Source organism: Nonomuraea sp. bgisy101, assembly GCF_057708945.1.
The window spans coordinates 42921-56735 of sequence record NZ_JBYITD010000038.1; the positions used below are offsets into that span (position 1 = coordinate 42921).

Below are 13815 nucleotides of genomic sequence, written 5' to 3' on the forward strand. Positions count from 1 at the left end.
TGTAACGTCTGAAATGCCCCCATGGGTTTCCCAATCATCGGTATCGCGTTGGTCTCAATTCGCCAGGTCCAGGACCTCCGCGGTCTTCAACCCGGCCAGTACGGCCCCTGACAGGGCCAGTTTCGATCGCCTCACCCCACTGCCGACGATCACGCTGGGATGCGCGGCGACCCTGCTGTCGACCAGGATCGGCCAGTCATCGGGCAGGCCGAGCGGCGTGATACCTCCATACTCCATCCCGGTCAGCGAAACCGCATCGTCCATGGGGGCGAAGCTTGTCTTGCGCGCGTCGAGGCGCTTTCTCACCACGCCGTTGACATCGGCCCTGGTCGTGGCCAGCACCATGCAGGCGGCGTAGCGCACCTCGCCGCCGCGCTTGGCGGCCACCACCACGCAGTTGGCCGACGCGTCCATCGCCACCCCGTACTCGTCGCAGAAGGCCGCCGTGTCGGCCAGGTCAGGGTCGATCTCGGCCACGCGCACCTCCTCCTCCATCTGACGTACTGCGAGCGCCACCGGTTCGGCCAGCAGGTCGGGACGGTCGAGCGCGGGGACCCAGATCAGTGTCATGACCAGGACCCTACGCCTCACGCGGACCTGGCGGCTCGCTGGTGGAGCTGGGTCACGGCGCTCCTGGCCGACTCCATGGCGCCCGCCTGCCAGGCCACCAGGTGAGTGAGCCAGTCACCCGCGAAGTACACCCTTCCCGACGGACGTTGCAGGAGAGTGAAGGACGAATCAAAGGACGGCCAGCGAACCCATCCCCCCTGAAGGTGGGGCTGGCGCTCCCACGCGATGGAGACGCTCGACAGCAGCTCCGACCGGTACTTCTCGCCGTGGATCTTCTTGCCCTGGGTGAGCGCCCTGCGCCTGCGGTCCTCGGGGGTCAGCGCGCCGTACAGCTGGGCGGCCTCGTCGGAGTTGTAGTAGCCGACCAGGAGGCCGCGCTGGGCGTGGTAGTCGTAGGAGGGGTACCAGATGTGCGTGATGTCGAGATCGGTCTCGGTGACGCCTCCGTAGATGCGGTCCTCGAGCTCCCACCAGCGCCTGCCGTACTCCAGGCCGATCTTGCCGGCGGCGACCGGAACGGGGGTCTTGAGGGCAGTAGTTACCTTTTGCCCGAAATTATGTGAAATCTTCGCCAACACGTGCGGCGGGAGCGTGGCCACGCAGAAATCGGCGGTCAGCTCGCCGCCCTCCCACGCGACCGTGACGCCGTGCTCCAGGTCGGTGATCGAGGTGACCCTGGCGCCCGTTCTGATGCGGTCGCGGCCGACCGCCTCCGTCAGCCTGGCGACGATCGCGTCCATGCCGCCGACCGGCTGGAACATGGGGGTCGCCTGGTCGTAGCCGAAGTCGTTGGTGATCGCCCGGCCCACCCCCGCCGCGAGGACGTCGTGCAGGCCGGCGGGCCCGGCGATCTCCGTCCCCCCGCCCATGCCCGGGTAGGTGGTGAAACCGCGCCGCTCCGACCCCTCGTAGGCCAGCCTGGGTCCCAGGTCGCCGAACCTGCGCAGGAACTCCAGCAGCCGCTCCCTGTCGTCCTTGGTGAGCCTGCGGTCGAGCGAGCCCTGATGGGTGGCCTTGGCCAGCAGCTCCGCGATGTATCCGTACATGTCGGCACGCGCGGTCTTGTTCCGGACCGTGCGCCCGTTCGTGTGGACGTAGGCGGCGGCGTTGGTGTTGACGAAGGTCTCGATGGGGATGCCGAGCTCGCGGCAGTAGTCCATCGTCACCATCCAGGGCGCGATCCTGCCGGGCCCCGCGTTGAAGTAGACGCCGTCGCCGAAGCGGACGTCCTGGGCAGGGCCGTTCAGCTCGGTGAGGCGGTCGCCGCCGCGCAGCGTGAGGTTGCGCCCTCCGGTCCTGCCGCTCGCCTCCAGGACGGTGCAGTCGTAGCCCGCCTTGCCCAGCTCGTAGGCGGCCGTCAACCCGGCCACACCCGCGCCCAGGACGACCACGGAGGCGGCGCCCCTGCCCTTGAGCGTGAAATCCCCCGGCCTGGGCGGGGTGAACGCCTTGTCCTGCTCAGCGGGCGCCAGCCCGAGCGCGCCCATCGCCGCGTACATCGCGCCGGCGCCGCCCGCCGCGCCGATCCCGACCAGCAGGCCCCGCCTGGTGAGCGTGGCCCGATCAGCCATACGGGCCGCTGCCGCAGGCCACCTGCCCGCCGATCGTCGCGAACAGGCCCATCAGCGCCATGATCTCGGTGAAGTCGTCCGTCACGAACTCGATCTCCCGCGAGCCCGCCTGCTTCACCCCCGGGATCAGTCCGCAGGCCGCCGCGATCGCCGTGGAGTTCCACTCCACACCCAGCGTGTACGGCCTGCCCGCCGCATAGGGCGTGAAGTCGGTCAACCTGTCGACCGCCCGAGCGGCGCTCTCACGGATCCGCGACTGGGCCACGCTCGGCGGCAGCAGTTCGGCCGAGAACTTGTCGATCCCCTTCTTCACCGCGACCGTCTCGACGTCGCCGAGCAGCTCCCTGGCCTCCTCGCCGACCGCCTCGTCGCCCGTGACGAGCGCGACGGGCACGCCGTGGAAGCCCGCGCAGGCCGCCACCAGCCTGGTCTCGCCACACGGCTCGCCGTTGAGGAAGACGTTCTGGATCTCCTTGCCCATCCAGGTGTGGTTGAGCACGCCGTGCTGCACGCCCGCGCGGGCGTGGTAGCCGACGAACATCGCCGCGTCGAACGAGGAGTCGAGCCCCTGGGCCATGCGCTGCGACTTGCCGGGGCCGCGGATGAGGGTGGCGCGCGGGTCGAGCAGATCGATCCGCAGGTTCTTGGTCGAGCCGTGGGCGTCGTTGACCAGCACGCTGGTCGCGCCCGCGTCGAACGCGCCCTCGATGGCGGCGTTCGCGTCGGCGGTCATGAGCTCGCAGCCGCGCTCGTAACCGCGCTTGCCCGCGTGCATCTCCTCCGGGTCGGTCAGCCCGGTCACGCCCTCCATGTCGACCGACAGGTAGACCTTCACCTCACCGCCTCCTCTCGCTCACAGTTCGGTCCAGGGAAGTTCCGGTTCGCGGATGCCCGACCCCGGGAGGTGCCGGCTCGCTCACAGCCCGACCCAGGGGAGCTCCGGCCATCGTCCACCGGGCGTCACGCGCCCCACGTCTCCACCCGCCGCGCCTGCGCCTCGTCCATGAACCCCACGCGCGCCGCCATGAACTCCGTCACCTGTCCCCGCCACGCCGGGGGGATCTCCTCGATCGCCGGCCGGTAGCAGTGGTCCAGCCACGCCGTCGACTCCTCCGTCGCCCGCAGGTACTCGGCCGCCTTCGCGAAAGGCGTCTTCTCGATACCCGGGATCCGCGCGCAGCCGTACTCGATCATCTCCTGCCCGCCGTACGGGGGCGGCTCCTGCCACTTGCGCGCCACGGGACGGGCGGCGGTGATCGGGGTGTCCATCGGCCGGCGCTCGACCGCGGCCTGGATGAGCTCCTTGTACAGGCACTTCCCGCAGGTGCGGCACGGTCCACCGGTACCCCGGAGGCACCACCTGACCTGCGCCTTCAGCGGCGACTCCAGCGCGATCCGCATCGTAACCGCCTCGCTCACACCACCCACGGGCAGCACGATGTGCACGCCCACCGCCGCGAACAGCCGCCCCCACGCCCCGTGCGGCGCCCACATGAGGTTGTCCGGGGTGTAGCGCAGCAGGTAGCGGTCGCCGCCCAGCCAGCGCGAGCCCAGCTCGTAGCCGAACGCGAGCCCGCCCAGGTCCATCCGGTCGGCGAGCAGCAGTGCGCCCGCCGCGACCGCGTGGTGCTCGGGATAGCCGGGCCGCGGCTCGGCCAGCGTGAACTCGAGGTCCGAGTCGACCGTGGTCACCTCACGCCCGGTCTGTACGGCGAGCTTGGCCAGCACGTCCGACCTGTAGTGCGGCCACCGGTTCGGAACCCGCGGGTGCGAGACCCGCCTGAAGTGCACGAACGGTGCTTCGGGGAAGATCGTCGCCGCGGCCACGGAGTCGGCGCCGCCGCTGTAGGAGAGGGCCAGCGTCCCGCCCGCCACCCGCGGCGTCCCGCCGACGGGCCCCGCCTCGACACCCCACCCGTCGTGCAGCACCCGCGCCAGCTCCGGCGAGACCGGCCGGTCGAACGTGATCCGCCTGCGCGTCCACGGCGCCACGATCGTCCAGGCGGCCACCGCCCACAGATCGTCGTGCGCGTCGCCGGGCACGCCCCTGATCTCGCACGAACCGGTGGCCAGCTTCACCGGATGGCCGTCGGCGGCCCTGCCGGTGATCTCGTCCTCGGGGTCGAGCCTGAAGGTCAGCTCGCCGCCGTTCCACCTCACGCGCACGAGTGCTCCCTGAGCTCGTCGATGGCCTGCCAGACGAGCACCTCGTTCTGGAGCACCTTGTCGAGCGCCTGGGCGGTCTCGAACGCCAGCCGGTGCGCCTCCTCCGCCTTCGGGTCAGGCCGGTGCTCGGCGCGGGCCTCGGACGGCCTGGGAGTCGTCCTCAGCCGCTGCACCTCCGCCTGGAGAGTGGTCACCTCACGGCGGAGCGTCTGGACCTCCCACAGCGCGTCCTTGATGTCCTGCCGGTGGTCGGCGACCGAGATGTAGCGGGAGTCGAACCATGAGCGCACGGCCTTCCTCAGCCGCGCCGGGACCAGGACGCGCATCATGAAACGTCACGATAGCGGCAAACCATCATCATCCTGGGCCGGTCACACACCTTCGCTCGCCCCGGCTTCGGGCCGGCGCACGAGCCGGCGGGCCCATGATCGTCGGACCAGGACCTTCCCTGACACCACCGCGATCCCGACCCGACGCCACCCCGACCCGACGCCACCCCGACCCGACGCCACCCCGACCCGGCACCACCCCGACCCGGCATCCCCGGACCGATATCCCTGGGCCGACCATCCCAGGGCCGATCCCAGGGCCGACCATCCCCATCCCAGGACCGACCATCCCAGGGCCACACGACCCCCATCCGACCATCCCGGCCCACGCGGCCCCGATCCGAGGCCGGCCGTCCTCGGCCCACGGACGAGGGCGGCATCGCCCGGGCGGGCGGCATCCCAGGGCGGGGCATGAGGGGAACACCAGGCGCCGCACCGGCGCATGAGGGGAACGCGAGGCGCCGCACCGGCGAGGCCGATGCGGCGCCCGGGGTCAGCGGCCGGTGAACTTGGGCTTGGACTTCTCGGTGAAGGCCCGCATGCCGATCTTCGCGTCCTCCGTGGCGAACAGGCCGGAGAACTGCAGCCGCTCCACCTCGAGCCCCGTGTCCAGGTCGACCTCCAGGCCCTGGTCCACGGCCTGCTTGGCGGCGCGCAGGGCGACGGTGGGGCCGCCGACGAACGTGGCCGCCCACGCCAGCGCCGCGTCGTACACCTCGACGTCGGGGACGACCTTGTCGACCAGGCCGATGGACAGCGCCTCGGCGGCCGTCACATGACGTCCGCTGAAGATGAGGTCCTTCGCGCGGGCGGGGCCGATCAGGCGGGGAAGGCGCTGGGTGCCGCCCGCGCCGGGGATGATGCCCAGCTGGATCTCGGGCTGGCCGAGCTTGGCGCCCTCACCCGCCACGCGGAAGTCGGCGCACAGGGCGAGCTCGCAGCCGCCGCCCAGCGCGTAGCCGGTGATCGCGGCGATGACCGGCTTGCCGATGCGGGTGACCGCGGTGAAGCAGTCCTGGAGGATCTTCGAGTGGGCTGCCATGTCCGCGTAGGACATGTCGGCCATTTCCTTGATGTCGGCGCCGGCGGCGAACACCCGCTCCCCGCCGTACAGGACCACCGCCTGGACGTCCTGGTCGGCGTCCACGGCGCGGGCGCACTCGGCGATCTCGCGCTGGACCTGCCCGTTGAGGGCGTTCATCTTCGGACGATCGAGCCTGATCGTGGCGATCTGGCCGGACACCTCGACGCGTACAAACTCACCCATGGGGCGACCTTATCCGGCGGCGGGGAAGAAGAGCACGGGGCCGTCCACGCCGATCTCGACCATGTCGCCCACCTGATGGGGGGCGGCTCCCTTGGTCCTGGCGCGGATCACGACGCCGTCGTCCATGGTGACGGTGACGGCGGCGTCGTGCCCGAAGAACTCCACCCGCGCCACCCGCCCCCTCGGCGCCGCCGCCCCGGTGCCGAGGCCCTCGCCGTCCCCGCCGCCCGCGTCCTTCACACCGCCGCCGTGGGACGAGCCTGCAGGTCGGCCGTGTCCGTTCCCTGCGAGGCCGCCCTCCGCTGACGACCCGGCCGGCCCATGATCGTGGTCCTCTCCGGTGTGCGACGCGGGACCGGAGGGCCCGTGATCGTGGTCCTCTCCGGCTTCAGGGGGAGAACCGGCGGGGTCGAGCAGGTCGGCGCCGTTCCTGGAGGCACGGGAGGCCGGGCGCGCAACGCCGGCCTCGGCCGGTACGGCGGGAGCCGTCAGCGTGACCTGTTCGGGCCGGAGGGCGACGAAGCCGGTCCCCGCGACGCCGTTCGACCGCTGCCGTAGCCGCCCCAGCACGCAGGAGGCCACCCCGCCGGACGACACCGCGTCCAGCACGACCGCCTCCCCCACGAACGTGGCCACGCCGAGGTCGACAGGGGACGCGTACACCTCGGCGGGCGTGTCCGACTGCACGATCACGCCGTCCCGCATGACCGCGACCACGTCGGCCATCGACAGCGCCTCCTCCTGGTCGTGCGTGACCAGGACGACGGTCGCGCCCGCCCGCTTCACCGCCGACCTCACCTCGTCGCGCACCACGCCGCGCAACGACCTGTCCAGCGCGTTGAAGGGCTCGTCGAGCAGGACCACTCCGGGGCGCGGCGCCAGCGCTCGGGCGAGGGCGACGCGCTGCTGCTGTCCGCCGCTCAGCTCGTACGGCATGCGCGAGCCGTACCCCGACAGCCCCACCAGTTCCAGGCACTCCTCCACCCGCGACGACGTCTCCGCCCGCGACGCCCCACGGGGAAGCCCGAATCCGACGTTGCGCGCGACGGACAGGTGCGGGAACAGCGCCGCCTCCTGCGGCACGATGCCGACCCGCCGTTTCTCCGGCGGGAGCGAGGTGACCTCCCGCTCGCCGAGCGACACCGACCCCGCGTCGGCGCGCTCGAAACCCGCGATGATCCGCAGCAGCGTCGTCTTCCCGCACCCCGATGGCCCGAGGACCGCGGCGAAACTGCCTTCCCGCACCGACAGTGAGGCGCCGCGAAGCACCCGAACGCCGTCGAACGCCTTCACCACCTCTGAAACGGTCAGCCCGCTCATATCTCACGCCTCCCGAGCAGGAATCCAGGCACCGCGGCCAGCAGCATGAGCAGGGCGGCGTAGGGGGCAGCGGCGCCGTATGAGCCCGAGCCGGTCTGCGTCCACAGCTGGGTGGCGAGCGTGTCCACGCCGGTGGGCCGCAGCAGGAGCGTGGCGGGCAGTTCCTTCATGGCCGTCAGGAAGACCAGTGCCGTGCCCGCCGCCACGCCCGGCAGCGCCAGCGGCAGCGTGACGGACCTGACCGCGCCGAGCGGGCCGCGTCCGAGCGAGCGCGCGACCTCCTCGAGGACGGGCGGCGACTGCACGACGGAGGCTCGTACCGCGCCGACGGCAGCGGGCATGAACAGCACCGCGTACGCCAGCACCAGCAGCGGCCACTGCTGGTAGAGCGGGTAGGCGTAGCGGACGGCGAAGAAGACCAGCGACAGCGCGATCACGATGCCGGGTAGCGCGTGTCCCACGTAGGACGACTGCTCGACGAATCTGGCGGCCCACGAACGGTGCCTGGCGGCGATGATGCCGACAGGGACGGCCAGCGCCCCCGTCAGCAGTGCCCCGGCCGCCGAGACGCCGAGCGTGGCGGCCACGGACGCGCCGAGGACGGCGGGGTCGAGACCACGCGACGAGCCGTCCACCAGCCAGTAGCCGATGCTGGCCAGCGGGAACCCGACGGCGAGCGCGGCCACCGCCACCGCCCATCCGGTGGATGCGGCCTTGGCCGCGGGATTCAGGCGCACGACCGTTCGCCGTCTGGCAGGGGCGCCTTGCAGCGCGTAGGCCGCCTTGCCTCGCGAGCGCGCCTCCCCCAGCACGATCAGCAGCGTGATCAGTACGAGCAGCAGGCCGAGCACGGCGGCGGGCGTCCGGTCGAAGGAGGCGCGGTAGGCGGTGTAGATCTGCGTGGTGAAGACGTCGAAGCGCATGATCGAGACGGCGCCGAACTCGGAGAGCACGTACATGGCCACGAGCAGCCCGCCCGCCGCCGCGGCGGGGCGCAGCTGGCGCACCACGACGGGCGCGCGGCCCCTTCCGAGAGAGAGCGCCACCTCCTCCATCGCCGGGTCCATCCTGCTCAGCGTGGCCGTGGCGGGAAGGTAGACGTAGGGGTAGCAGCAGAGCGTGAGCACCAACACCGACCCCCAGAATCCCGAGATTTCGGGGTAGAAGGCGATCCAGGTGTATGCCGCCACGTACGACGGCACCGCCAGCGGCAACGCCGCGAGCACCCCGAAGACCCTGCGCCCCGGCAGGTCGGTCCGCACGACGAGCCAGGCCAGCGACAGCCCCACCACCACGCACAGCGCCGTGACGGCCGCGGCCAGGCCGATGCTGCGCACGGCCAGCTCCGCCGTACGTGAGCGGAGAAGGACGGCGGCGAAGGCCGGCAGCCCGCCCTCCACGGCCCGCACGAGCAGGTACGCCACAGGTGCGAGGGAGAGCCCCGCGGTGACGGCCGCGGGCGCCAGCAGGGCCGGAGGGATGTGGCGGGCCATCTAGACCAGGCCCACGTCCTGGAGCAGCTTGAGCGTCTGCTCCAGCGAGTCGAGCCTGCCCAGGTCGATCTTGGGCCCGTTGAGCGTGTCGAGCTTGGGCAGCCCGCGCTCGGGCGCCACGCCCGCGATCAGCGGGTACTCCTTGGTCGTGGTGGCGAAGTACTGCTGGGCGTCGGTGCCGAGCAGGTAGGTCGCGGCCTTGAGAGCGGCGTCGGCGTGCTGGACCTTCTTCAGCACGCCCACGCCCGCCACGTTGACCAGCGCGCCGGGGTCGCCGCCCGGCAGGTAGGCCAGGCGGGACGGCACGCCGTTCTGGCCGCGTTCGGCCACCTTCTCGTACCAGTAGTAGTGATTGATGAGGCCGAGCCGCAGCGTGCCCGCGTCGACCGCGTTGAGGATCTCGACGTTGTTCGGGTAGCTCTGGGTGCCGTTGGCCTTCATCGCCTCCAGCCACCGCCTGGCCTTGTCCTCGCCGTCGAGCAGTCGCATCGCGGTGACGAACGCCTGGAAGGAGGCGTTCGTGGGCGCCCAGCCGATCTTCCCCTTCCACTTGGGGTCGGTCAGCTCGAACACGCTCTTGGGCGGCGCGGACACCGTCCGCGGGTCGTACACGATCACCCTGGAGCGCCCTGAGACGCCCACCCACGTGCCGTCCGCCGCACGGAACCTCGCGTCGACCTTGCCGAGCAGGTCCTGCGGGAGCGGGCGAAGCATGCCGTGCTTGGACAGCGCGCCGAGCGCCCCCGCGTCCTGGGAGAAGAACAGGTCGGCCCTGGTGCGGTCGCCCTCCTCCATGATCTGGGCGGCCAGCTCGGCGCTGTCGCCGTAGCGCACCTGGACGTCGAGGCCCGTGGCCGTCTTCAGCTTCTCCAGCAGCGGGCCCACGAGGTTCTGGTTGCGTCCCGAGTAGACGACCAGGGCGTCGTCGTCGAAACTCTGGCCCGTGGCCCCGCCGCCGCAGGCGGTGAGCAGCGCCATGGGTACGAGGAAGGCGGCGACCAGGCTACGGAGCGACATGGGACTTCCTTACCGTGAGCACAAGAACGGCGGCGAGGGCGAGCCACGCCACGTGGTACGGCCAGAAGAGCGCCCAGCCCTGCCGGTAGTCCGGCAGCGCCAGGCGGAGGACCTGGTGGATCGGGGAGCCGACGTCCTCGAACCCGGAGGTCCAGGTGATCCGCCCCGCGAACCCGTCGGCGACCAGCCGGCCGTAGGTGACCAGGCCCGCGGCGCCGAGCAGTCCCGCCAGGGCCTTCACCGTCCTGGGCGCGCGGGCCAGGTACACGAGGACGAGGATCACGGCCGGCGGGAGCGCGACGACGAGCTGCCTGCCCGGCCACCAGAACCCGTGCATGGTCAGCGCGACGAACGTCGCCGTCAGCCAGGCGGCGGCCAGGGGCAGCAGCAGCACGGGCTGCCTCGGCCTGCGGAGCGCGAAGGCGGCGGCGGGCAGCAGAAGCAGCCATGCGGGCTGCCACGCGACCAGGCCGTAGCCCCTGTCGACGAGCAGGCCGAGCAGGCGGAAGGCGCGGCCCGCGTAGTCGGGGTCGAAGCCCATCACACCGAACTCGCCCGACTGCTGGAAGTGGTCGCCGCTGGCGTAGACGGTCCAGCCGCCCCAGACCAGGCGGTGGACGGCCAGGTAGGCGACGCCCATCGCGACGAACCCGGCGAACAGGGCGGTGGACCTGCTGCGCCAGAGGCCGAGGAGGGCGATGACCGCGGCCACAGGGGCGTACTTCACCGACAGCCACGGGAGGGCGGTGACGACCAGGCCGAACGTCCACAACCCCGGCGTGCCCGCGGGCCGCGCGGCGAGCGGACCAGGGTCCGCCGCGGACCGTGAGAGGGGGCGGGCGGGCCAGGCGGTGAGGAGGGCGACGGCGGCGACCGTCGCGAGGGCGGCAGGCAGTTCGGGGTAGACCTGCTGACCGTACACCGCGAAGGGCGCGCTCGCGCAGGCCACCGCCACCCCTGGCGTCGCCGTCCGGTACGGCACGCCGAACCTGCGCACCGCCGTCCACAGCGTGAGCGCCGCCAGCGCCCCCGCCATCAGCGCGAGCGTCACCTTCGCCGCCACCCATCCGCCGAGCCCCATCGGCACGGCCAGCAGCAGCGGAAGGAGCGGGTCGTGCGGGCTGATCTGCGTGCCGTCGTCGAGCACCTCGGTCTGCACAGGCAGCCCCTCACCACCCCACGGCGCCCACCTGCGCTCGGCCAGCTCGTCGGTGATGTCGAGGTCGAAGTCCTCGTACATCGACAGGGCGGTGAGCAGGTACTGCGGCTCGTCCACCGCGACGTGCGCGCCGAAGCTCGCCCGCACCCCGATCCCGAGCAGGGCCGCCACGGTCGCGAGGACAGCCACCCCCGCCATCGCCCGGCCCAGCTTCCGCCCCGCAGGGGAACCGGCCGCACGGGCGTCGGGGGCCGCGGCCTGGCGAGAGGCCTCGGCGGGTGTCTCGGACCGCGTCATGCCGCCCCCGCCAGCAGGCTCGCCGCCGCGTGCTGCCGCCTGACCACGTCCAGCAGGTCCGTCTCGGGCGCCCAGCCGATGAGCGACCGCAGCCGCCGCGTGTCGGCGAGCGAGTCGCCTGGCTCCACACCGGACGCCGCCTCGACGGCGAAGCCGACGTCCGCGCCCGTCACCGAGGCGACGGCCGCCGCCATGGAGCGCAGCGAGTGACTCCGGCCCGTGCCGAGGTTGACCACGCCCGGCACTCCCGTCAGGTCCACGAGGGCCTGGGCCGCCTGTCGTACGTCGGTGATGTCGCGGGTGCGTTCCAGCGACCCGAGCACCCGTAGCGGCCGTCCGGCCAGCGCGGCCTTGAGCCAGACGGCCAGCGCCATGTCGGCCCGCTGCCCCTCTCCCGCGACCGTGAACGGCCTGACGATCGTGGCCGGCCGTCCCGCGCAGAGCGCTTCGAGCCTGGCCTTGCTGCGCGCGTAGCCGCCGAGCGGCCGCACCCGATCGGTCTCGGCGCTGGGCCGCCCGTGGCGCGCTCCGCCGTAGACGGAGCTGGAAGAGGTGACGACCACGGGCACCCGGCGTGGCACGGCGGCCAGCACCCTGGCGCCCGCGAGCACGTTGTCGCGGTGGCGGAGCCAGGCGATGCCGGGGCTGTGGTCGCGTACGCCAGGGCATCCGGCGAGGTGGTAGACGGCGTCGGCGTCCTCCAGCGCGGCGCGGACCAGCTCGTCGTCGTCGAGGAGGTCGGCCGTCAGCACGGTCAGCCCCGGGCGGGGCGGCTGCGGGACCCTGTCGATCCCGATCACCTTCCGTCCCGCCGCGAGCAGTGTTCCGGTCAGCGCCTTTCCGATGAATCCGGCGGAACCGGTCACGACCACCGTCACCTGCGACCCGCCTCTCGTCGCTGATAGGAGGGTAAAGGTAGCCTAACCTCACTCGGCCTGACCTCCAAGGACTTCGTGAGGCACGTCATGTTCAAGGCACTGCGTCGCGCTGTCGGCGTCGTCGTGCTCGGCGTGTCCGTCTGGTACCTCGCGGGCGTGGTCTCCGGCCCTTCGCTCGCCGCGGCCGCGCGCGCACTGCTGGCCGACCCCCTCGGCTTGTCCTTCGCGATCCTCCTTTACGGCGCGGCGTTCGCGCTGCGCTCGTGGGCGTGGACCCGGGTGCTGCGTGGGCTGCCGTTCTGGCACTCGTGGGCGGCGATCCACGTGTCGCTGCTCGGCAACCATGTGCTGCCGTTCCGCCTGGGCGAGGCACTGCGTGTGACGTCCGTGCTGCGCAGGACCGGGCTGGCCCCCGCCAAGGTGATCGCCTCGGCGGTCGGGGCGCGCTCGGCCGACCTGCTGGCCGTGGTCCTGCTCGCCCTGGCCGCCGCGCCCGCCCTCGTGTCGTCGCTGGCGGGATGGTGGGTGTGGCCCGTGGCGGCGGTCCTCGCCTCGGCGGCCGTCGCCGGTTTCGTGATCACGGCCCGGCACAGGGGAAGCCCACAGGGATCCGCGGCCCCACCTGGGCCGTCGCAGAGAGACTCTCGCGGCGGACGGGGCCGCCCGTGGCTGCGTGCCCTGGCGGTGTTCGGATGCGCGGCCCTCGCGTGGGTGCTGGAGGCCGCCATCGTGTACGAGGTCGCCAGGCTGGCCGGGGCGGACCTGACCGCAGCGGACGCGGTCGCCGTCACCGCCGTGACGATCGCCGCCCAGACCGTGGCCATCACGCCCGGCGGGTTCGGCTCCTACGAGGCCGCGGCCACCGCCGCCATGGTCGCGCTGGGCGTGCCCGGGGGGACCGCGTTCGCGATCGCGCTGCTCACCCACGCCGTGAAGACCGCTTACTCCCTCGCCGTGGGCGGCGTCGCTCTGGTGGCGCCCGCCCCCGGCCACTTCGGCCGGCTGCGCCTCCCCCGGCACCTGCCGCCGCGCCCGGCCCCGCGGGCCGTGCCCGAGAGCGCGCCCGTGGTCGCCTTCATCCCCGTCTTCAACGAGGAGGCCACGATCGGCGAAGTGGTCAGGCGGCTCCCCACACGGGTAGCCGGCAGAAGGATCGTCACCCTCGTGATCGACGACGGCTCCACGGACGCCTCCGCGGCACGCGCGAAGGAGGCCGGCGCCCGCGTCCTGCCGCAGCCGCGCAACCTGGGCCTGGGCGCGGCCGTACGGCGCGGCCTCGCCGAGGCGGCGCGGCTCGAACCGGCCGCCGCCGTCTACCTGGACGCCGACCTGGAGTACTTCCCCGAGGACCTCGAGTCGCTGGCGGCCCCGATCCTCAACGGCGAGGCCGACTACGTGGTCGGCTCCCGCTTCGCGGGCACGATCGAGCGGATGCTGCCGCACCGCAGGTTCGGCAACAGGCTGCTGACCGTGTGGATGCGGCGGCTGACCAGGCGGCGCGACCTCACCGACGGCCAGAGCGGCTACCGGGCCTTCTCCCTCGCCGCCCTCGAGAGCGCCGAAGTGATCCACGACTACAACTACGCGCAGGTCCTCACGCTCGACCTGCTCGCCAAGGGCTTCGTCTACCGCGAGGTGCCCATCCGATACGCGTTCCGACAAAGCGGGGAATCGTTCGTCAAACTCGGGAAATACCTTCGCAAGGTCATCCCCGCGGTGCATCGTGAGCTCAACACGTGACAGTGGAG

Annotated in this window: 12 protein-coding genes; 1 reads left to right on the forward strand and 11 read right to left on the reverse strand. The window is 72.2% G+C overall.

Annotated features, from left to right (window positions below):
- Window positions 1-54 precede the first annotated feature (54 nt).
- From AC3EO4_RS45915 to AC3EO4_RS45965, 11 genes are all read right to left on the reverse strand, one after another.
- A complete protein-coding gene (locus tag AC3EO4_RS45915) occupies window positions 55-570 on the reverse strand; it encodes a YbaK/EbsC family protein (protein WP_379576160.1) in 516 nt (171 codons plus the stop codon).
- Between the two features lie 17 nt (window positions 571-587).
- Complete coding sequence (locus AC3EO4_RS45920; protein WP_431902225.1) at window positions 588-2141, reverse strand: flavin monoamine oxidase family protein; 1554 nt, start codon at window positions 2139-2141, stop codon at window positions 588-590.
- Entirely contained in the window at window positions 2134-2976 is an 843-nt protein-coding gene (locus tag AC3EO4_RS45925; RefSeq protein WP_379576162.1) for a M55 family metallopeptidase, read from the reverse strand. The genes AC3EO4_RS45920 and AC3EO4_RS45925 overlap by 8 nt, the downstream gene beginning before the upstream one ends.
- A 125-nt stretch (window positions 2977-3101) precedes the next feature.
- On the reverse strand, window positions 3102-4307 hold the full coding sequence (locus tag AC3EO4_RS45930) for a DUF6395 domain-containing protein (protein ID WP_431902227.1): 1206 nt from the start codon (window positions 4305-4307) through the stop codon (window positions 3102-3104).
- A complete protein-coding gene (locus AC3EO4_RS45935; RefSeq protein ID WP_379576164.1) occupies window positions 4298-4636 on the reverse strand; it encodes a hypothetical protein in 339 nt (112 codons plus the stop codon). Before AC3EO4_RS45935 ends, AC3EO4_RS45930 begins: the two co-directional genes overlap by 10 nt.
- A 493-nt stretch (window positions 4637-5129) precedes the next feature.
- Window positions 5130-5903, reverse strand: coding sequence for an enoyl-CoA hydratase/isomerase family protein (locus AC3EO4_RS45940; RefSeq protein ID WP_379576165.1), 774 nt, complete (start codon window positions 5901-5903; stop codon window positions 5130-5132).
- Window positions 5904-5912: 9 nt separating this feature from the next.
- A complete protein-coding gene (locus AC3EO4_RS45945; protein WP_431902230.1) occupies window positions 5913-7223 on the reverse strand; it encodes an ABC transporter ATP-binding protein in 1311 nt (436 codons plus the stop codon).
- Window positions 7220-8716 (reverse strand): ABC transporter permease, encoded by a 1497-nt coding sequence (locus AC3EO4_RS45950; RefSeq protein WP_431902232.1) that lies wholly within the window; start codon window positions 8714-8716, stop codon window positions 7220-7222. The genes AC3EO4_RS45945 and AC3EO4_RS45950 overlap by 4 nt, the downstream gene beginning before the upstream one ends.
- The gene (locus AC3EO4_RS45955) at window positions 8717-9733 is read right to left on the reverse strand and encodes an iron ABC transporter substrate-binding protein (RefSeq protein ID WP_431902234.1); all 1017 of its coding nucleotides are present in this window, start codon (window positions 9731-9733) and stop codon (window positions 8717-8719) included.
- Window positions 9720-11189 carry a hypothetical protein gene (locus AC3EO4_RS45960; RefSeq protein WP_431902237.1) on the reverse strand — a complete coding sequence of 490 codons (1470 nt, stop codon included), beginning with the start codon at window positions 11187-11189 and terminating at the stop codon, window positions 9720-9722. The genes AC3EO4_RS45955 and AC3EO4_RS45960 overlap by 14 nt, the downstream gene beginning before the upstream one ends.
- Window positions 11186-12067 (reverse strand): NAD-dependent epimerase/dehydratase family protein, encoded by an 882-nt coding sequence (locus tag AC3EO4_RS45965; RefSeq protein ID WP_431902240.1) that lies wholly within the window; start codon window positions 12065-12067, stop codon window positions 11186-11188. Before AC3EO4_RS45965 ends, AC3EO4_RS45960 begins: the two co-directional genes overlap by 4 nt.
- A gap of 75 nt (window positions 12068-12142) precedes the next feature.
- Here AC3EO4_RS45965 and AC3EO4_RS45970 point away from each other — a divergent pair, with 75 nt between their 5' ends.
- Entirely contained in the window at window positions 12143-13807 is a 1665-nt protein-coding gene (locus AC3EO4_RS45970) for a lysylphosphatidylglycerol synthase domain-containing protein (protein WP_431902243.1), read from the forward strand.
- Window positions 13808-13815 lie beyond the last annotated feature (8 nt).